The organism is Vagococcus xieshaowenii (assembly GCF_004792515.1).
In the GTDB taxonomy this organism is placed as follows: domain Bacteria; phylum Bacillota; class Bacilli; order Lactobacillales; family Vagococcaceae; genus Vagococcus_A; species Vagococcus_A xieshaowenii.
The window spans coordinates 1805905-1827500 of sequence record NZ_CP038865.1; the positions used below are offsets into that span (position 1 = coordinate 1805905).

Annotated in this window: 18 protein-coding genes and 2 rRNA genes (1 of these 20 running past the window's edge); 2 read left to right on the forward strand and 18 right to left on the reverse strand. The window is 35.5% G+C overall.

Features of this window, described 5'->3' with window-relative positions:
• The first annotated feature begins 20 nt into the window (after positions 1-20).
• Positions 21-2867 carry a DEAD/DEAH box helicase gene (locus E4Z98_RS08695; protein ID WP_135255166.1) on the forward strand — a complete coding sequence of 949 codons (2847 nt, stop codon included), beginning with the start codon at positions 21-23 and terminating at the stop codon, positions 2865-2867.
• Between the two features lie 78 nt (positions 2868-2945).
• On the opposite strand, the gene E4Z98_RS08700 is transcribed toward E4Z98_RS08695, so the two are convergent.
• From E4Z98_RS08700 to E4Z98_RS08760, 13 genes are all read right to left on the reverse strand, one after another.
• Positions 2946-4061, reverse strand: a complete 1116-nt coding sequence (locus E4Z98_RS08700) for an amidohydrolase/deacetylase family metallohydrolase (RefSeq protein WP_167790971.1) — start codon at positions 4059-4061, stop codon at positions 2946-2948.
• Between the two features lie 66 nt (positions 4062-4127).
• Positions 4128-4874, reverse strand: a complete 747-nt coding sequence (gene dagF, locus E4Z98_RS08705; protein WP_135255164.1) for a 2-dehydro-3-deoxy-phosphogluconate aldolase — start codon at positions 4872-4874, stop codon at positions 4128-4130.
• Entirely contained in the window at positions 4874-5977 is a 1104-nt protein-coding gene (locus E4Z98_RS08710) for a DgaE family pyridoxal phosphate-dependent ammonia lyase (protein ID WP_135255163.1), read from the reverse strand. The genes dagF and E4Z98_RS08710 overlap by 1 nt, the downstream gene beginning before the upstream one ends.
• A gap of 11 nt (positions 5978-5988) precedes the next feature.
• Positions 5989-7092, reverse strand: coding sequence for an amidohydrolase/deacetylase family metallohydrolase (locus E4Z98_RS08715; protein ID WP_135255162.1), 1104 nt, complete (start codon positions 7090-7092; stop codon positions 5989-5991).
• Between the two features lie 39 nt (positions 7093-7131).
• The gene (locus tag E4Z98_RS08720; RefSeq protein ID WP_135255161.1) at positions 7132-7797 is read right to left on the reverse strand and encodes a DUF4310 family protein; all 666 of its coding nucleotides are present in this window, start codon (positions 7795-7797) and stop codon (positions 7132-7134) included.
• Positions 7798-7808: 11 nt separating this feature from the next.
• The gene (locus tag E4Z98_RS08725) at positions 7809-8582 is read right to left on the reverse strand and encodes a DUF4311 domain-containing protein (protein WP_135255160.1); all 774 of its coding nucleotides are present in this window, start codon (positions 8580-8582) and stop codon (positions 7809-7811) included.
• Positions 8583-8610: 28 nt separating this feature from the next.
• A complete protein-coding gene (locus E4Z98_RS08730; RefSeq protein WP_135255159.1) occupies positions 8611-8946 on the reverse strand; it encodes a DUF4312 family protein in 336 nt (111 codons plus the stop codon).
• Positions 8947-8963: 17 nt separating this feature from the next.
• Positions 8964-9317 (reverse strand): glycine-rich SFCGS family protein, encoded by a 354-nt coding sequence (locus tag E4Z98_RS08735; protein WP_135255158.1) that lies wholly within the window; start codon positions 9315-9317, stop codon positions 8964-8966.
• A gap of 25 nt (positions 9318-9342) precedes the next feature.
• The gene (locus tag E4Z98_RS08740; RefSeq protein WP_135255157.1) at positions 9343-9675 is read right to left on the reverse strand and encodes a PRD domain-containing protein; all 333 of its coding nucleotides are present in this window, start codon (positions 9673-9675) and stop codon (positions 9343-9345) included.
• A gap of 12 nt (positions 9676-9687) precedes the next feature.
• Positions 9688-11544 carry a BglG family transcription antiterminator gene (locus tag E4Z98_RS08745; protein WP_135255156.1) on the reverse strand — a complete coding sequence of 619 codons (1857 nt, stop codon included), beginning with the start codon at positions 11542-11544 and terminating at the stop codon, positions 9688-9690.
• Positions 11545-11913: 369 nt separating this feature from the next.
• Positions 11914-12894, reverse strand: a complete 981-nt coding sequence (locus tag E4Z98_RS08750; protein ID WP_135255155.1) for a tRNA dihydrouridine synthase — start codon at positions 12892-12894, stop codon at positions 11914-11916.
• Between the two features lie 190 nt (positions 12895-13084).
• Positions 13085-13900, reverse strand: a complete 816-nt coding sequence (locus tag E4Z98_RS08755) for a pyruvate, water dikinase regulatory protein (RefSeq protein WP_135255154.1) — start codon at positions 13898-13900, stop codon at positions 13085-13087.
• 11 nt (positions 13901-13911) lie between these two features.
• Entirely contained in the window at positions 13912-14541 is a 630-nt protein-coding gene (locus E4Z98_RS08760) for a helix-turn-helix transcriptional regulator (protein ID WP_135255153.1), read from the reverse strand.
• 189 nt (positions 14542-14730) lie between these two features.
• Between E4Z98_RS08760 and ppdK the strand changes: the two genes are divergently transcribed.
• A complete protein-coding gene (ppdK, locus tag E4Z98_RS08765) occupies positions 14731-17337 on the forward strand; it encodes a pyruvate, phosphate dikinase (RefSeq protein ID WP_135255152.1) in 2607 nt (868 codons plus the stop codon).
• Between the two features lie 56 nt (positions 17338-17393).
• Here ppdK and E4Z98_RS08770 read toward each other — a convergent pair whose 3' ends face one another.
• From E4Z98_RS08770 to E4Z98_RS08790, 5 genes are all read right to left on the reverse strand, one after another.
• Positions 17394-19283, reverse strand: a complete 1890-nt coding sequence (locus tag E4Z98_RS08770) for a PTS fructose transporter subunit IIABC (RefSeq protein WP_135255151.1) — start codon at positions 19281-19283, stop codon at positions 17394-17396.
• 17 nt (positions 19284-19300) lie between these two features.
• The gene (pfkB, locus tag E4Z98_RS08775) at positions 19301-20212 is read right to left on the reverse strand and encodes a 1-phosphofructokinase (RefSeq protein ID WP_135255150.1); all 912 of its coding nucleotides are present in this window, start codon (positions 20210-20212) and stop codon (positions 19301-19303) included.
• Positions 20209-20964 (reverse strand): DeoR/GlpR family DNA-binding transcription regulator, encoded by a 756-nt coding sequence (locus E4Z98_RS08780; protein WP_168182783.1) that lies wholly within the window; start codon positions 20962-20964, stop codon positions 20209-20211. The genes pfkB and E4Z98_RS08780 overlap by 4 nt, the downstream gene beginning before the upstream one ends.
• A 151-nt stretch (positions 20965-21115) precedes the next feature.
• Positions 21116-21231 (reverse strand): 5S ribosomal RNA (rrf, locus tag E4Z98_RS08785).
• A 74-nt stretch (positions 21232-21305) separates the two neighbouring features.
• Positions 21306-21596 (reverse strand): 23S ribosomal RNA (locus E4Z98_RS08790) (it continues 2626 nt past the right edge of the window).

Here is a 21596-nt window from a genome sequence, read left to right on the forward strand (position 1 = left end):
ACTTTTAAAGGATGTGTTATATGGAAATTTTAGAACGCTCGCTAAAAAAGGCTTTTATCGACAAGACAATTCCCGGATCTTCCTATGATCCTGAAGTCATTATTAATCAACCGGTTAATCATACTTTTCTATTAAATACACTACAAAATGAATTAAACCATTGCGAAGATTTCTTTTTCTCCATTGCTTTTATAACAAAAGATGGATTAGATGCTATTAAAGCACAGTTAGCGGATTTAAATAATCAGGGACGACACGGGCGACTATTGACGTCCACTTACCTATCGTTTAACCAACCGAAAGTTTTTGAAGATTTACTAAATATTCCTAACTTAGAGGTTAGACTTTCAGATAAAAAAGGGTTTCATGCCAAAGGTTATTTGTTTGATAAGGGAACTTCTCATTCATTAATTATCGGCAGTTCTAACTTAACGTTAAGTGCCCTAAAGTTAAACTATGAATGGAATGTTAAGTTAACGTCCTATGAACATGGAGAAATTATCCACCAAATAAAGCATCATATGGAAGCAGAATGGCAAGCAGCCACACTATTATCACCACAATGGATTGATGCTTACGCTGCTAACTATGTACGGCCTATCTTTGAACCAAACGAGTTCGTAGAAACTATCACTGAACATCAAACGACTTACATCGCACCTAATAACATGCAACGACAGGCCCTTGAAAATTTACAACAACTACGCCAAGAAGGTCATCATAAAGGCTTAATTATTTCGGCAACAGGAACTGGTAAAACATTCTTAGCTGCTTTTGATGTCCTTCATTACAAACCGAAAAAAATGCTTTTTATCGTCCATAGAGAACAAATTCTTCATAAAGCAAAAGAATCTTTCCAGCGAATTATTGGTGGACCAGATGACGACTATGGTATCTTTTCAGGTAACTTACGAGAAACAAACGCCACCTATCTCTTTGCAACGATTCAAGCCATTTCAAAACCTGAGAACCAACAACTTTTTTCTGAAGATTACTTTGATTATATTTTAATTGATGAAGTTCATAGAGCAGGCGCTCAGTCATATTTAACTACCTTAGACTACTTTAAACCTAACTTCTTATTAGGTATGACAGCTACACCAGAACGAACTGACCATGTAAATATTTTTGAATTATTTGATTACAATATTGCTTATGAAATTCGCCTGCAAGATGCTTTAGAAGAAAACATGCTCTGCCCTTTCCATTACTTTGGTGTAACCGATTATGAAAAAGATGGCCTAACAATACATGAGAGTGTTGACTTCAACTATTTAATTGCCGATGAACGGGTCGATTTTTTATTAGAAAAAATCAAGTATTATGGCTGTAGCAATAACCAACCAAAAGGACTTATCTTCTGTTCTTCTGTTAAAGAATCCGAAGAATTAGCCGTATTATTTAATAAACGAAATATTCCTTCAGCCTATCTATCAGGACAACACTCTATAAGCGAACGAGAACGTGTGATAGCTGAATTAGAACAGGGCGACTTACACTATATTTTTACCGTTGATATTTTTAATGAGGGCATTGATATCCCTATGATTAACCAGGTCATCATGCTTAGAAACACCCTATCAAACATTATCTTTATCCAACAATTAGGACGTGGTCTTCGAAAATATCCCGATAAAGATTATGTAACAATCATCGATTTTATCGGTAATTACCAAAATAATTATTTAATTCCGATGGCCTTGTCGGGTGATACGTCATTAAATAAAAACAATTTAAGAAAAGACACTTATGATACCCACTATATTTCAGGTTTATCTGTGATAAACTTCGAACACATTGCGAAAGAACGAATTTTTGAATCGATTGATAAAGTAAAAATCGATAGCCTAGCTATGTTACGCCAACCCTATCAAACACTAAAAAAACGACTAAATCGGATTCCAACTTTATGGGATTTTCATCAACATAACCTCGTCGATCCCATCGTTATCGCAACAAAAGAAAAAAATTATTACCAATTCTTAAAGAAAATGAAAGAAGACATTCCTAGACTTTCTGCTCTAGAAGAAACTTACTTAAATTTTGTCTCTGATGAATTACTATTAGGCTTGCGATTAAATGAACTAATTGTCATCCAAGATATCCTGAAACATCAAACAATGAGTTACACAACCGAAGAACTGATAGAACTTTTTAAAACTAATGAGCTTAATCATGATATAAACACAATAAACGCTACTTTAAATACTTTATCACTCAATTTTTATACAGGTGGTGACAAAAAACGATTTGAGCCGGCTGCTATTATTGATTTGAACGCTCAAGTAACACCCACTTTTAAGCAAGTGATGAACAATCCTTATTTTCTCGCACACTTGAACGATCTTCTTAAAGTAGCCATTGTCAATTATCAGACACGGATTACCACTATTCCTTTTACGTTGTACCAAAAATATCGTCGACGTGATACTTTACGATTATTAAATTGGGATAAACAAATGGTAAACCAAAACATCGGTGGATATGTCTATAATGAGACTGATTTTATTATTTTTGTCACACTTGAAAAAGGTGATGACTTCCGAGGCTCGCTCGTTGCTTATGAAGATGGCTTCGTTGATAACCAAACAGTCCAGTGGTTTACGAAAGCCCCTCGTACGATAAATAGTCCTGAAGTCCGTTATTTAAAAGAACATGGACAAACATCTAATATCCACTTCTTTATCAAAAAAGCCGATGACCATGGTTCTGACTTCTACTATCTAGGAAAAGTTAAGCCAGATGTTAACTCAATCGAACAAGTCACCCGGGCCACATCAGAAGGCGAAACAAAATCATTAGTGAAAATGTTGTTACACTTAGAAGAACCTGTTGAACTATCGTTATTTGATTTTTTGACGAAATAATTTAAGAAAAACCCGCTAAGAAAATATTCTCTTAGCGGGTTTTCTCTATATTAGTCTATAAATTTTAGTTACCTATAATCATCCATTATTTTCCCAAACAACTTCTCCATTGATTATGGTTTTTTGTGCATTAAACAAATAAAATAACTCACGTTCAACACCTAAACTATCCTGTAAGGTAATACTATGTTTGTCTATTGAAAAAATAGTTATATCTGCTTTGTTACCTGGTAATAAACTGCCTTTATTTTTCATATTAAAAACTTTACTAGGTATGCTAGTGACCGTTTTAAGCAGAGAGTTCAATGGAATATTATAAGAATATAACTTAGATAAAGTAATCATTAACGAATAAACGGGGCCATCGACATTTCTCACATGTAAATCAGTACTTGTACTGAAATCATACTGTCCATACTTCTGAATAAAACGACCAAATACCTCAAAGCCAAAACTTGCACTACCGTGCCCTACATCAAATAATACGCCTCTATCGATTGCAGACTTTGCCTCAGCTATCAAGTCGCCCTCTTTAGTCAAAATAGTATTATCTTTTTTTCCATGAAAGGCATGTGTCACAATATCTCCTGAACGTAGCAATGGGAATACATCAGGTAAATAGGGTGGTGGATTACCAATATGTACCATAATAGGCAATTCTAGGGAACTTGCAATTTTTATCGCTTCAACTAATGGTGCCACACCATTATCTCCCACAACAGAAGCACTTAACCGGACTTTAATTCCAATAATTTTATTAGGATATTGTGCTATCGTCTCTTCTATTTCCTCTCTATCCGATAAATCATTCATATCCCTCAATTCATGTAAATTAGCCACTAAGCCCTTTTTGGCAATATTGATTAACGCATGAACATTCGTCTGACTAGTTTCAATTACTTTATTAAACTCATAAAAATCACTGCTTCCTGTACTACCCGCATCAATAACATCGGTTACTCCCATCCTAATTCCTATATCATCTGCATTAATCCCATTCAACGCCATATGTTCGAAGACATGAACATGACTATCTATAAACCCTGAAGACACATAATGACCCTGAGCATCTATTATGTTATCAACTATTTCGTCACTCTCTAATTCACTGACAATATAACCATCTCTAATAAGAATTTCAGAACCCTGAATTCCCTCTTCTACAATCTCTGCATTAATTATTTTAGAAATCACTTGTATCCCTCCTATTGCTTCAATCAAAAATAAAGCTGACATATTGAGCGATGTCAGCTTTATTTTCTATTTATTATTTATTAATGATTGAGTCATTTCATACAACTTCTTCACATCTTCAGGACGTGTATCACCTGTCTCAGAATCAATGATTGAACTGTAAATATGCGGAATAAATTTTTCAACACCCGCATCTAACGCGATTTGTAGAATTTCTTCATAGTTTTCTAAATCAATTCCACCAGTTGGTTCTAAAGCAAAATCATTATCTGCGCAAGCTTTTGCAACTACTTTATACTCCTCAATATGTGCTAAACCTTTCATTGGGAAATATTTAATCGATGAGCCACCCATATCTTTTAATAAAGCAATAGCCGTTTCAACAGGCACTTCCAAAGCTGGCATACCTGAAGATAATGGGCCTGTTGCAATATTAACATAGCCCACTTTCCCAGTTGGCGATACTAAACCATTAATAAACGTCTCTTCTTGCTTCAAAACAGCTCTTGAACCACCCACACCAGTAAATACTTGGTTAACATGTTGTGGCTGTAATACTTCTGATAAACGAGTAACCATTTGACTTTGATTAGGATCACCAGCGCCTAACCCAACTGATAACGCATTGTCTGTTGCTTCTTGATAACGTTTCATATCCTCAATAGCTGCCTGATCTGTTGCATAATTTTTTGATAACACGCCTAATACAACATGTCCATCTGCTGCTTCATAACATTCTTTTGCATTCTCTACAGAATTAGCTAAAACATTTAAACACACTCTATCTTGGTAAAATTTTGGTTGTTTGTTCATTATTTATTCTCCTCAATTATATGATTAAATTTCTTAACAATCTCATCCATTTCATCTTTATTTACTGAGCGAATATCAAATTCAATAATACCGTTATTGGCTTGATACTCTCGTGTATAAACTGATGGAGAGCCTTTTTTTAACGCTGCAATCATGTCAAAGGCTGAGAATTCAAGATTATTCAAGTCCACTTTAGCACGATAAATATCTCGACCTGCACCATCTTGAACAATTGTAGCGACTACATCATCTATAGCATTTAATTGTTCAATGAACGGTTCTAAACGTTCAATCATCGATTGACCACTTTCTGAACCATACGTCAAATATTCTTCAATGGCTCTTGTTAAGCCTAAAATATTTTCTTTTCCGATTTTCATTGAGCGGCCTAACCCTTTACTTTGAAGTTGAATCCAGCCAATATAGGGGTCTTTTCCTATCACCAACCCTGAACTTGGTCCTTCAATAGCTTTTCCTCCACTATAAATAGCCAAATCAACACCTTGTTGATAGTACTTGACTAAATCTTCTTCTGCTGCAGCATCTAGAACTAAAGGTAGCTGATGCTTTTTGGCAATTGACACCATTTCTTCAATACTCAGCATACTTTTTTGGACTGTATGATGACTTTTTACGTAAAATAACGCAGCCGTTTTTTCATTAATTAACATCTCCACTTGTTCTGGATGACATTCATTAGCATATCCGGCTTCTACAACGACGCCACCACCTTGTTGAATCATTAATTCAACGCTCGTACCGTAGTTAACGTTATGACCTTTTGGTAAAATGATTTCTCTTTTAGTAAACTTATCAGAATATGGATGCATCAGATGGTAATGATCCCCTTCTCCAATCAAGGCGGCAATACTTTGCGCTATCCCTGCACTGGCGGATGAAACAATCGTAGCATTTTCCGTACCTAACTTCTCTGCAATATAAGCGCCTGTTTTTTCTATTAAATCTGACATTTCAAAAAATGACTGCCCACCTATTTTTTGATCCAACACTACGCCGTCACTTACTTTAGAAACACCTAATATTGTCATTTTGCCACTTGCATTAATGACACGATTTAAATTATATTTTTCAAAAACGTCCATCGAAACTCCTCCTATAAATCAAATAATTCTCCTGCTACAACCGTTTTATTAGGAATTATTTGATGTCTAACTATTGCTTCATTACCATTTGAATCTACGATAATTTTTTCCTCTTCTATCATGTCAAATACAGTCAGATCTGCGTCCATTCCTTTTTCTAAGCGTCCTTTATTAGATAAATTGAAAATTTCAGCAGGATGACTTGTCACCATTTTAATAACTTCTTCAAATGGTATGCCAATAGACAATGCTTTTTCTAGTGTAGTGGCTAAATCATACACCGGACCATTTTCCCTGTTACGATGATAAATATCTGTGCTAATTGTCTTACAAATCAAACCATTCTCAATGGCTTGTTTACCAACATTAAAATTAAAACTGTCTGTCCCATGACCAATATCAAATAAAACACCTCGATTATATGCTTCCCAAACATATGGTTTTATTTCATTTGATGCATTCAAGATACCGTTTAATTTACCGTTATAGCAGTGCGTTACGATATCTCCTTTTTCCAATAGGTTTAATATATCTTCTAATTCTGGTGGTGCAGAGCCAATATGTACCATCAATGTAATATCATTCGCTGCTTTTTGTAATGACTTGGCCATTTTTAGTGGAATAATATCATTAGAACCTACTACTGTCTTACTCATACGTGCTTTTATCCCTATAATAAAATCAGGAAGTTCTTTAATTCTTTCCAAATTCACTGATTCATCTATTTTACTTAAATCAGCTAATTCATCTTGTGTTACAATACCATCTTTAGAAATATTCATTAAAGCATAGATATTAGTCTTTGATTTTTTTGATAATTCATAAAATTCTTTGATATTATTTTCACCTGTAGAACCTGCGTCAATAACTGTAGTAACACCTTTTTTATAGCCTATTTCATCTGGAAAATCATAATATAACGTCATCTTTTCATAACAATGAACATGACTATCAATCCACCCTGGTGAAATATATTGGCCTGACGAAAGCTCTATTATTTGTATAGCTTCTTCATCAATAGTCTTATCTATACATTCAATTAAGCCGTCTTTAATCCCTATTTCAATGGGATTGCCTTTAATATCTTGACCATTTTTTATCAATAAATCTAACATGACGCTTCCTCCTGTCCCTTTTCACCCACTGAGGAACGACTAAACGCTTGCAACGATTGGGAAAAATGCACCGAAAATCATTGCACCAATAATAGCCCCTCCAGCAATTGGTTTTTTCCAAGCATAAAAGATTAACGCACCAATCAAAGAACCGATCCCTACTGGTATAGAAGCTGCACATGCGCTTAATACAATTAAAGGACCTAAGAATCTACCTGAAGCATTTCCTGCCCCCATCATAATATCTGCCCCAAAAGTTGAGCTTGATTGGTTAATAGTTAATTTTCTGATGAATATAATAATTCCGCCGATTGCTAGACCACAAAGAGCACCTACAAGTAAAGCTAATGCGAAGTTATCTGTTGGTTGTGTGATATTTAATGAAAGTAGTATCGCAGGAATCCCAATCCCCACACCCGTTAAAATAGATCCTCCAATATCTAGAATACCTACTAACGAACCTTCTAAAATACGAGCAAATAAGAAACTAGCACCAAATGCTGCTGCAGCCCCATAAGAACCACCATCTAATCCCGCTTTTAACATAGCTACAATAGATACTTCATTAAAAGCACCTACCCCATGAACAATATACATATGTGTTCCCGCAAAAACAGCTGCCCCCATTAATCCAACGATAATAGGAAATCCCCAATCAGCTAACCAAAAACTATTCTCTTTAATTTCAATGTTATTGTTTTCCATCTTAATCCCTCCTATTCAATAGTAAATACGTTGTGTAGGCTATCTAACCAATTTGGCACTTCAAGTTTAAAGCTTTCAATTAAGCTAATATCAAATCCACGGAAAAAGCCACTAAAGATAAATAATAAAATAATAGCAACTAAAATACTCTTAGTAATTCTATTCCAGCCACTTTCGTCTACACCTTTACCAATTAAAATACCTAATACCACACCAGGAACTGCATTTCCCATAACTAATTGAGCTAATCCACCAAATAAAGTTGCCCAGAACCCTGATCGTTTACCTGCATCAATTGCCGCTAACCAAAATAATACTGGCATTACGGTGTTAATTAAAATTGTAGCTGCAGGTACCAATACAGATACTGCTACGACTTGTAATGATTCTGGAATCGCGGCTGCTGTTGTATTTAAAAAAGCTACAACAACTGCTCCAATAATTGCTGATACTATCCCCATTTTTTTAGGATTATGAATAGTTTCTTCTACATTTTTATTTTTGATTAATAATGCTGCCGCCGCCCAGTTAGGGATGATTCGATGTTCAATATCTTGTGTAAAAGCTCCCGCTCCTACTACTGATGCCCATGCATTAAAGAAGAAACCTAAACCAAAAGAAAAATGTGCCGCAGCATCTCCTTCACATGCATTCATTTCGCCAAGTGTTCTAAACGCCCCAAGTCCTTGTGACTTCGGCGCATGATACATTCTAGCAGCTCCTACACCTGCTGAAAAACCTAACAAACCACCAATAATAACTGATTTCAATAAAATTATAAGCATTCCATCTGCCTCCTTTATTTAACAACCTTTATCCAACCATATTTTTTATATAATTACTTTCCTGATAGTCATCAAATGCAACATCCGCTATTGGCACATATGTCTGCTCCACGGTTACTCTCAACGACACTTCATAGTGATGTTTTTCTCTAGGAAAGAAGAAAAACATAAATTTTTCTTTGCTCACTTCATGTTTTGCACTAATAACTTCAATATCAATCGGTGATAACTTTAATATCACATCATCTGATCCTTTTATTAGCTTAGTTTGAATGGATGATAAGGCACTTGCAAAAGCTGCCGTCTTATTTTCACCTTTACCTTCAACCATCACTTTACGTACCTCAACTTTCGCAAGTCCCATTATACACAAGCTCCTTTTTATTTATTTAACTTCATAAATTCTTCTGTCAATCGCTTACCTAATTCTTCTTGATCCATAAAACCAAATCCTAAGACTTTTTTCCCATCTTTAATAGCGGTTACACCTTCTTCAATCGAACGCATACCATGTCTTTCAGAATATCCATACTTTGTTGCTGCGGTTAATGCTCCTGCACCGCCACTTCCACAGAAAGAAATACCTAAATCAGCATTTTCTTGATTCATAACATCTCCTAGCTTCATATCTGCCCCCATGCCAGGAACAACAATCGCCACACCGCCTGCTTGTTCAACACCTTTTGCTACATTTTGACCTTTACCCATTCTGTCTGCAATTACTACTTTAACCATACTAAATTCCTCCTATTTTATGTGTTTAATTATTTTTAGCTGTTTCAAAATGAATTGATAGTACATATTGTTCATCTTCTTCTAAATTTCCTACAGTATCAACTAAGCATTTTGAAATAGCCATTGCCTCTTCTGAAACTTCATTAAATAACTCTTTGTCAACCGCTTGAATTTTCTCTGATTTTTTTGATCGGTTGACCATTTCATTTAAATGATTAATCATCACTGTTCGTTGAATATCTGTTTGATTAATACCATGAACAGATAACCATTCTTCTACCATCTCTAACAATGGGTAGAGTTCCGCATGATTATTATTTTTTTCTATTATTTTTTTATCCTCATAAGATAACTCCATAATTGCACTCCTTTATGCCACGTATTGTAAAATGGCGATAATTTCTGATAAATTAATCGGTAATTCTTGCTCTGAAAAAACTTTTTCTATTTTTATGATAGTCGCTTTTTTGCTAGTAAATAATTCCTGATCTGTATTTGATTGAGTCATATATTGTGTATCAAACGTAATACGATGAACTAACAATAAAACGTGAAGTAAAAACGCATCCTCATAGCCTTCTATTAATTCATCTCCTATTGCCTCCTTCAATTCTTGGTAAACTAAATATCCCTTAACAATCAAGTCTCGACTTATCTCATCCGATTGTTCAAAACCTGAAAAATCTGATACGATATTTATTTCATCATATTGTTTTGTTTCAATCTGATTGTCTAGAATCTCATTTACCATTTCTTGAATGTTTCTAATATCTTTTTTTGAAGGAATAGGATTCACTTTAATCCATGGAATTTGAACGTCTTTTAAAGTGAATATTGAAATAATTAGATCAGGGGTTTTATTTTCTATCTCTTCTTGAATGTTCAATACCGATGCAAACGATACTACTTCTACATTTGCAATTTCTTCTTCTACTTTTTGTTGTAATAAGCTCGTTACCCCAACCCCTGTAGAACATACATATACTATTTTTATTTTTTTACGTTGTTTATAGCGTTCTAAGGAAGCAATAAAATGTAAGGATAAAAATGAAACAAAAGAATCATTTATTATGATGGCATAATCTTTTATTAATTTATTAGTAACATGTAGTACAGCTTTATATACTTCTGTATATTCTTCTTTTATATCTTCTACAAAAGGGTTGTATTCATTCACATATAAATTATTCTTTGAGAATCTCAAAGCTAAATGTGCCATTAAATTATTAAATAATAATTGATCATGGCTAAACGGGAATTGTAGTTCTTTTTCTACACCGTCAATCAACCCTTCTGTTAGTTGATGAAAATTATAGGACAAGCTTTCTTTATGATAATCACTTTTGATATAATCATACTCATCTTGAAGTAATGGCAGTTCAAGATAATCCACCATTTCATGTACAAAATTATAGGCTACTTCTTTAGAAATATTTTTTTTCTTACTATTTGAGATAATTTTATAAGTTCCTATTGGATTCAATGTTAATAGTCGAAACATTGAAACAGATCCTCTAATAGTCAACGATAATAGCTCAGAATAATCTAATGTCTGATTATCCGATTGTTTCATTGCTTTACTTAAGCAATCTATCGCTACTAGAAAAATCCGTTGATACGATGTATTGATATTAAAGAAGCCATTTAGAAGATTAATATCATTTTTCTTAATCAATTCTGTCATAATACGATAAATATCAAATTCCGAGAGCTCTTTTTGAACAATCATCTCCGAAACAAAACGTTTCGTATGCTCTGTTCCCTCAACTGAAAAACCTTTGCCAGATACTCTTACTAAAGTTAAATTAAATTGTTCTAATAGCAATTCAATTTTTTTTATATCATTTAGAATTGTATTCTGTGCTAATTGTAGTTTATTCGCAATTGACTCGCTAGAAACAGCTTGCGTAGCACTTATTAATTCAAACATGATATGATTGATTCTTTTTTCTTGAGATATTGCAATCGTTTCTAAATTATCTACTAACTCATTCTTTAATATTAGTTTTTGAGAATCTAAGAGTTCCAACCATATTCCTTGCCCTCTTTTTGAAAACAGTTCAATATTTCTTTCGCCTAACCATTCTTTAATATTAGCCAAATTATATTTCACCGTACGGACGCTAATATCAAATTCTTTTGCTAATTCCTGAGTAGTTATTTTATTTCTTATACCTAATAAATAATTAAGAATCAATTTTTCTCTTTCTGTTAATAGTTTGTTCATTTATTTCCCTTCCTTATACCTCTATTATTAAACGCTTACACACATTATTCAACACCAAACAGTTGCACTTACACTAGTGCAAAACAATAAATAAACTACTGTTCAAAGAATATATAATAACATATCTATCAATATATTTTATGTACTATTTAAACAACACATGATTAAATAGTGAACAAAACATCATAATAAAATATACAAAAAGAGTAGGAAACCACCATCAGTTCCCTACTCTCTTTGTTATAATATAGAGCCTATTACTGTTTTTTTAGTAGCCCATCTATAACTAAATGGTCGATAGACACTAACAAACCAGTTGATACTATAATTATTTTTTAATCTATCTCATTATTTTTACTATAACACTCGCTATTCAGCTAATGTATCCTCTTTATCCAACTTAAACTCATCCAACAACGCTCTAACTTCATCAGTTGATTTCGTATTCATCAACTTCACACGTAAGTCGCTTGCTCCTGGGAAGCCTTTGACATAAATCTTGAAGAAACGGTGTAACCCGACAATTGAACGAGGCACTTGCTCGGCATATTTATCTTGTAAATCAAGTTGCAAGCGCAACAAACCAAGTAATTCTTCTGAGCTATGATCTTTTGGCTCTTTTTCAAACGCATAAGGATTCTTAAAAATACCACGGCCAATCATAATCCCATCAACTCCATATTTTTCAACCAATTCTAAGCCCATTTGACGGTCCAGAATGTCCCCATTAATCGTAATCTTTGTTTGCGGAGCAACTTGATCACGAATAGCTAATACTTCAGGAATTAAATCCCAATGCGCCGGGACTTTACTCATCTCTTCACGAGTGCGCAAATGAATTGATAAATTCGCAATATCTTGTTTTAAAATATGTGTTAACCAATCCTTCATCTCGGCAAGTTCAGTAAAACCGACGCGCGTCTTCACACTTACCGGTAATCCACCTGCTTTAGCAGCTTCAATTAATTCTGCTGCGACTTCAGGACGTAAAATTAACCCACTACCTTTACCACGTTCGGCAACATTAGGCACTGGACATCCCATATTAATATCAATCCCTTTAAAGCCCATTTCAGCCATTCCAATACTCATCTCACGGAAAAATTCTGGCTTATCTCCCCAAATATGTGCTACCATCGGCTGTTCATCTTCTTCAAAAACTAAACGACCACGAACACTTTCTCTACCATCTGGGTGACAGTAACTATCTGAATTAGTAAATTCTGTAAAAAAGACATCCGGTGCGCCAGCTTCTTTAACGACATGACGAAACACGACGTCAGTTACATCTTCCATTGGTGCTAAAACAAAAAAAGGCTTCGGTAAATCCGCCCAAAAATTTTGACTCATGATTTGCTCTCCATTCTTATCTATTGCTACGTTTAAATACGCTTATTCTCTATAAAAATCATCCTTATTATACAAGGAAAACTCAAAAGAATCAAAGAATGGCGATGCTGACTTTATTTATCCCATCAAATAAACCAAATAACACGTCTATTCAAAACGAAAGGCGTGTTATCTGACGTATCATTATTTCTTATTTATCAACACTTCGTAAATATTCTTCAATCAAATGCGCTGTCTCTTCAACAGACTTATCGCTCACATCAATCACATACGCCCCATAATCTTTAAATATTTGTTGTGAATAGGCTAATTCTGCCTGAATTTTTTCTAAATTAGTGTAACTACTCGTGCTATTCAACCCTAAAGAATCTAAGCGACTATTTCTAATCTTCATCAAATTATCGGCTGAACAAATCAAACCAATTATTCGCTTCGATGATACTTCAGACAAACTTTGAGGTATGGGAACTTCTGGTATTAACGGTAAATTGGCCACTTTGTAATCTTTATTTGCTAAATACATACTTAGTGGCGTTTTTGAAGTGCGAGAAACACCTAATATCACAATATCGGCTTCAACAAAACCTTGTGGGTGTTTACCATCATCATATTTCACAGCAAATTCAATCGCTTCTATTTTATTAAAATACGTTTGATCCAATTTATGAACTAACCCCGGTTGCTCAATCGGACGTTCCCCCGTTTTATCTTGCACTAACTCAAAAAATGGAGCCATTAAATCTAAATATTGTAGGCCGTTCTTTGTACTGAATGCTTTTGCTTTACTCGCTAATTCAGCATTGACCAACGTGCTTATCACTATCGCATCATCTTTCAACGCATCTCTCAAAATTTCTAATAGCTCTTCTTCTTGACTGACAAAAGGAAAACGATAACTATTGTCAAAGGTTAACGTCGGATACTGTGCACTAACCGCTGCTAATAGCTTTTGAGACGTTTCACCTAAAGAATCTGAAATTGTATAAACAAGAACTTCTTTTTTCATAAAAAACTCTCCTATCTGTTGGTTTCTGCTGATCGTGCTTGCTGAGTAATATAATTTAATAGTCGTGACTTCGTGATCTTCCCAATCACCTTTTTAGGGTTTTCCTCATCAACGACTGGTAACGAATCTACTTCAAAATCTTGAATGAGACTTGCTGCTGCGAGAATATCCAACTCTTTTGTACACGTTTTGATATGCGGCACTCGTGTCATACAAAGTGCAACTGGTGTATCATCAATGTTTTTATTCAGTGATGCTCGTAGTAAATCTTTACGTGATAAAACACCCACCAATTCTTTGTTATCATCCATCACATACAGTGAACCGACATCATACATGAATAATGTCGTAATCGCATCTCTAATCGAGGTGTCCATTGTAATCATTAGCGGTGGAATCATTATTTCACCGACTGTTGTCTTAAATGTTTTAAAAAAGAAAAAGGCTTCTAAATCTGATCCCGTATACGTATAACCAACTTTTGGTGTTGCTTCTAAAATACCCGCTAATGTTAAAAAAGACAAATCTGAACGTAAGGTCGCTCTTGAAACCTCTAATAATTCAGAAATTTTTTCCCCACTTAATGGTTGATGCTGCTTTACTACTTGAATCACTTGTTCTTGTCGTTCGCTTAATTTCATTGCTTTCCTCCAGAAATCTTATCTGTACATACTGCCAAACTAATGGCTACGTTTTCATTATACACATATTTAAGCTTTTTTAAAAGAAAAAATACACATATTTAAGCTATTGACAAACATATAAACCTCATATATGATGATTATTAAATAAATGTGTCACATATTAATCAAATAAACGGGAGGTTCACCATGAAGAAAAACATTTATTCATTTGCAGAAGGTGCCAGACAAGGAAAAGAACTATTAGGCGGTAAAGGTGCCAATCTAGCTAAAATGACAAGTTTACAATTACCCGTCCCTCAAGGATTCACTATCACGACAGCCTGTTGTATGGCCTATTTAGAAGATGAAACGTTCTTTACTACCCAGTTAAAGAACGATATTTTGAAAGCGGTTAACGAGTTAGAAAACATGACGGGGCAATCATTTACGCAACCTCATGATCTATTGCTCGTCTCTGTAAGAAGTGGTGCAGCTTTCTCAATGCCTGGAATGATGGATACTATTTTGAATTTAGGATTAAATGATGAACGCGTCAAACTATTCGCGCAATCGACAACTATCGCTTTCGCCTATGACTGCTATCGCCGATTAATTCAAATGTTTGGCGATGTCGTCTACAGTATTCCAAAAGAAGTCTTCAATCAAGCACTAGAAAAAAACGAGCAACGCTTAAACAAACCCACTCGCGATTGGAGCGAAACTGAGCATCAAACATTGATTAAAACCTATCAAACCATTTATGAAGATCACCATGTTGACTTCCCACAAGACCCCGTTGAACAACTTTTTGCTGCAATCCAGGCAGTGTTTAAGTCTTGGTTAAACCCTCGCGCACATGTCTATCGTGAGTTGCACCAAATACCCGATTCACTTGGCACTGCTGTCAACATTCAAGCCATGGTATTTGGTAACAAAGGGATGCAAAGTGGCACTGGTGTTATTTTTACACGCAATCCTGCCACTGGTAAAAAAGAATTGTTCGGCGAATTTTTAATTAATGCCCAAGGAGAAGATGTAGTAGCCGGTATTCGTACACCTTTACCTATCCATGAATTAAACGCGATATTACCCGATGCTTATGAAGCAATCAACTACTATGCCGAAAAATTAGAACAACATTATCAAGATATGCAAGACATTGAATTTACCATTGAACAAGGTAGCTTATACATTTTACAAACACGTCATGGCAAACGTACAGCTAAAGCCGCGGTTCAAATAGTACTAGATTTCGTTAATGAAGGGATGATTTCAAAGGAGGAAGCAGTCTTGCGAATTTCGCCAGCAACCATTGAGCAATTACTTCATCCTGTTTTTGAACCTGAGACATTAAAAGAAGCGACCGTATTAGCAGAAGGATTGCCCGCTAGTCCAGGTGCGGCAACAGGAACGATTGTTTTCACCGCAGAAAAAGCCAAAGAATTACATAAACAAGGAATAAATGTTATTCTCGTCCGTCAGGAAACTTCTCCTGAAGATATTGAAGGGATGATTGTGAGTCAGGCAATCGTTACAAGCCGTGGAGGAATGACGTCTCATGCGGCAGTTGTGGCTAGAGGCATGGGCACTTGTTGTGTAGCAGGTTGTGAAGAATTAAACGTCAACGAAGAACTAAAACAAATCACCTGTGACACTATTAAGCTAACAGAAGGTGACAGATTATCCGTTGATGGCAGTAGTGGGCGCTTATACATAGGTGAACTCCCCACTGTATTTGAAGAAAACAATCAAGCACTGCAACAATTATTAAGTTGGGCCGATAGCTTTGCTCACTTAAAGGTTAGAGCAAATGCCGAAACCCCTGAAGAATTAAACGTGGCCATTAATTTTGGAGCAACGGGCATTGGCTTAGCAAGGACTGAGCATATGTTTTTTGGAGAAGAACGTTTATTGGAAATGCGTCGCCTTATTTTATCAGACAGCGACGATGATTTAACCCAAACGTTAGATACCCTATTACGTTTTCAACAAAACGATTTTTATCAAATGCTTAAAACGATTCAAGACAAACCCATGGTCATTCGTTTGCTGGATCCACCGCTTCATGAATTTTTACCACACAATCCAAATGATATTATCAACTTAGCCAAACAGCTCAACCATCGACCCGAACAACTTACTAAAAAAATTAATCAGTTACAAGAAACAAATCCTATGCTAGGACATCGTGGGTGTCGATTAGGGATTACTGAACCTTTAATATATCAGATGCAAGTAACGGCTATTTTTAATAGTGTGATTGAACTGGCAAAAGAAGGCGTAATCATCCAGCCAGAAATTATGATTCCTCTGATTTCTGATAAAGAAGAGTTATTGGAAATCAAACGATTTTTAAGCGAAACGATTCAGCAAGTATTTGACTCTCACAACATCCCACCTATTCCTTATCAATTAGGGACCATGATTGAATTGCCACGTGCTTGTCTTATTGCAGATACATTAGCTGAAGACGCTGACTTTTTCAGCTTTGGAACCAATGACTTAACCCAGATGACTTACGGTTTTTCTCGTGATGATATCGGTAAATTCATCAATAGTTATCAAGAGAAAAAAATTATGACCATCGATCCCTTCCAAACATTAGATCAAGAAGGCGTTGGCCAATTAATTAAGATTGCAGTGACAAAAGCTAGACAAACAAAGCCAAATTTAGTGATTGGCGTCTGTGGCGAAGTAGGTGGTGATCCTGCCTCTATTAAATTTTTTCACCAACTAGGGATTAGTTATGTCTCTTGTTCTGCTTACCGCGTCCCCACTGCTCGACTAGCGGCTGGACAAGCCGCCTTAAAATAAAAAAAATGCAAGTGAGGATTAATTACTTATGCCTCACTTGCATTTTTTACTTTTATTTACTCAACAACTTTATTACGTAACAAACCAATAATCACTGCACTTACCAATGCACCGATTAAAATAAATAAGAGATACAATAATGGTTTGTTGATTAAGAAAATAACAAATATTCCGCCATGTGGTGCCATCAATTTAATTGACATCAAACTCACAAGAGCACCTGCTAAAGCTGATCCTACAAAAAATCCTGGTAATACTTTTAAAGGATTAGCAGCAGCAAAAGGAATGGCACCTTCCGTAATGAATGATAAGCCCATAACTAAATTCGTTAAACCAGCACTACGCTCATCTTTAGAAAATTTATTTTTAAATAATAGACTTGCAAAGAAAATAGCTAACGGCGGTACCATACCACCTGCCATTACAGCGGCCATTACGATACTACCACCACTTGTAACAGTAGCGGCTAATGTACCCGTTCCAAAAACATAAGCGGCTTTATTAATTGGACCACCTAAATCAATCGCCATCATACCACCTACTAATGCTCCTAGTAACGCTGCATTAGTGCCTGATAAGCCATTTAAGAAATTATTCAGACCATTATTAATAATTGACATTGGAACATTGACAACAAGCATTAAAGCGCCAGTAATAATAACACCGAAAACTGGGTAAAATAAAATAGTTACAATACCATTGAATGATTGTGGAACCTTAGCAAAAACTTTTTTCAAGAAATTAACGATATAACCGGCAAGAAAACCACCGATTAACGCTCCTAAGAAACCTGCTCCACCTGTTGATGCAATAGCCCCAGCTACAAAACCTGCCACTAATCCAGGACGATCTGCAATACTACGTGCAATAAATCCTGCTAGTACCGGTAACATAAAGCCAAATGCTGCATCCCCAATTTGTTTAAAATAAGCGGCCATCTGATTATAGCTACCTAATTGACTTAATTCTGAATTAGGAACCCCTAACATTTGATCGATTAGAAAAGCGATTGCTATCGCAATCCCGCCACCTATAACAAATGGTAACATATGTGTAACACCGCTCATTAAATGTTTATATAAGTTTGAGCCCGTTGACTGTCCAGTAGATTCTTCATTTCCTGACGTTTGTGCCGCTTGATAAACTGGCGCTTCATCATTTAGAACTTGATTAATTAAAACATCTGGCTGACGAATAGCATCTGTCACTTTACGATTTAGTAGCGGTTTTCCAGCAAATCTGTTCATTGAAACATTAGTATCTGCAGCGATAATCACACCTTTAGCTTGCTTAATATCTTCAGCACTCAATTCATTGCCTACCCCTTTAGAACCATTTGTTTCAACTTTAATACGAACACCCATTTCTGTGGCTTTTTTAATTAATGAATCTTCGGCCATATACGTATGAGCAATTCCTGTAGGACAAGCTGTCACAGCTACAATAAATGGCGCATCTTGTTCAGTAACAATATTTTCTTGATGATCCTCAGCAGCTAATTGTTGATCAAAAATAGCAAACACTTGTTCAGGTGTGGTCGTTTGTTTTAATTTATCTAATACCGCTGAATTATTCAACACTTTTGATAATGCCGAAATAGTTTCTAAATGCGTATTATCTGATGTTTCTGGTACAGCAATTAAAAAGAAGAGATGAACTAATTCGCCATCTAATGCATCAAAATCGACACCGCTTTCACTTTTGGCAAATAAAACCAAAGGCTCTTTTATATCCGCTGACTTAACATGGGGCATCGCAATGCCTTCACCTATCCCTGTTGACACTTGACTTTCTCTATCTAACAGACCTTGTAAAAGTTGCGCTTGATTACTACCATAACCTTGAGCAACCATTTTTTGTACCATTTCATTTAAAACAGCTGCCTTCTCTTTTTCTTTCAAAGAGAAGATCATCAAGTCTTTTTTCATTAAATTTTTTATCGTCATTTTTCTTTGCTCCTTTATTATAATTGGCTGATGCTCACATTCGGTAATTGTTCGTTAATTTGCTCCATTGTTGCCAAATCTTGCGTAAAAGCTGTCGCAGTTCCACAAGCTACAGCAATTTTATAAGCCTCAAGTGGATCATTTGTTTTTAATAATGTCTCTACAAAACCGGCTACCATGGAATCTCCTGCACCAACTGAATTAACTAAAGAGCCGTTAATTGCTTGCGCACGGTACACACCTGTTTTCCCAATATAAATCGATCCTTCTCCACCTAAAGACACAATCACATGTTGCGCTCCCTTATCAAGTAAGGCTTTTCCGTGATCAACTATTTCTTCTATTGATTCAATTTTCGTGTTAAATAGTAACCCCAATTCATGCTGGTTAGGTTTAACAAGTAGCGGTTCTTTAGAAAGTAATGGCCATAATTTTTCGCCACTTGTATCCACCACAAATGAAGCACCTTGATTTTTAATCATCGTTACTAATTCATTATAAAAATCATCCGACAATGACTTAGGAATACTTCCTGACAAAATCACCACATCACCCATCTTTATTTGAGCAATTTTTTGCATAAATTGTGCGACTTCTTGTGAATTGATAGTTGGTCCTAAACCATTTAATTCTGTTTCCGTATTAGCTTTCATTTTTAAATTAATCCTAGTTGGATGCTCAATCTTAACAAAATCATGAGGAATCTGATGCTCTGCTAATTTTTGCTCAATGAAATCTCCAGTAAACCCTCCCAAAAAACCAAGATTAGTAGCTGTTGTGCCTAAAGCTTTCATGATACGTGAAACATTTAAACCTTTCCCTCCAGGTAAGGCTTCTTCATCAAAAATATGATTCAATGCCCCTTCTTCAAAATGCTCCACCTTAAAAATATAGTCAATAGATGGATTTAATGTAATCGTATATATCATTGACTTTTCACCTCGACAATCTGAATTTCTTCTTTATATAATGAACGGAACTTAGATGGTAAATAATCAGTAATAATTTTACCTTCTGTCAGTTCTCCAAATTTCACAAAATTAATCATTTCAAATTTACTATGATCTGCTAAGATTAACACTTCTTCTGCATGATGCATAACAGACTCTTTTACAAGGGCTTCTTCTTCTTCTGGTGTTGTTAAACCAAATTGATGATGAATCGCATTGACCCCAACCAACGCTTTACTAAAATGATACTTTTCTAATTGCTTTAATGTTTCGTTCCCAACAATAGCACCTGTCGTCATTTTTAATTGACCACCTAAAACCGTTGTTGGAATATTTATTGAGCTAAGATACTGCGCATGAATAATCGAATTCGTCACAGCTCTAATTTTCTTTTCCTTTAAAAAAGGTAATACTTGATACGTCGCAGTTCCTGAATCAATAAAAATAACTTCATTATCTTTTATTAACTTCCCTACCCATTGACCAATTTTTTTTTTCTCTTCCATATGAAGGTTCTCTTTAATTGTTAGCGGTAATTCTGGTGTGACTTCTCTTATGATTTTAGCCCCACCATGCACTCTCTTTAATTTTCCCAATTCTTCTAACAACTGTAAGTCTCGACGGATGGTTGTTTCAGATGCATGTGTCGCTTCCACTAATTCTAAAACTTTAACGACATTATGGCTTTCTAAACTATTCATAATCAATTGATGTCTCTCTTCTGTAAGCACTTCCATCACTCCTCACAGATAATATACCACCAAAAACAACCAAAATCAACCATTTTCATTCAAAAAAAGATTAGAAGCAGTCAAAAATATTCATTGTTCTAATTATTTAAATACAAAAAAGGCTAATTCCTATTGGAATTAGCCTTAACTTGCGTGGCAACGTCCTACTCTCACAGGGGGAAACCCCCAACTACCATCGGCGCTAAGAAGCTTAACTTCTGTGTTCGACATGGGAACAGGTGTATCCTTCTCGCTATCGCCACCACACTTTTTATATTCGAATGAATTCCTTCACTCAAAACTGGATTGAAACAAAACTTGACGCTCCGAAATACAATTTTTTGGTTAAGTCCTCGACCGATTAGTATTGGTCCGCTGAATGCATCGCTGCACTTACACTTCCAACCTATCTACCTGATCGTCTCTCAGGGGTCTTACTTTCTTAAAGAAATGGGAAATCTCATCTTGAGGGGGGCTTCACGCTTAGATGCTTTCAGCGTTTATCCCTTCCACACGTAGCTACCCAGCTATGCCCTTGGCAGAACAACTGGTACACCAGCGGTGTGTCCATCCCGGTCCTCTCGTACTAAGGACAGCTCCTCTCAAATTTCCAACGCCCGCGACGGATAGGG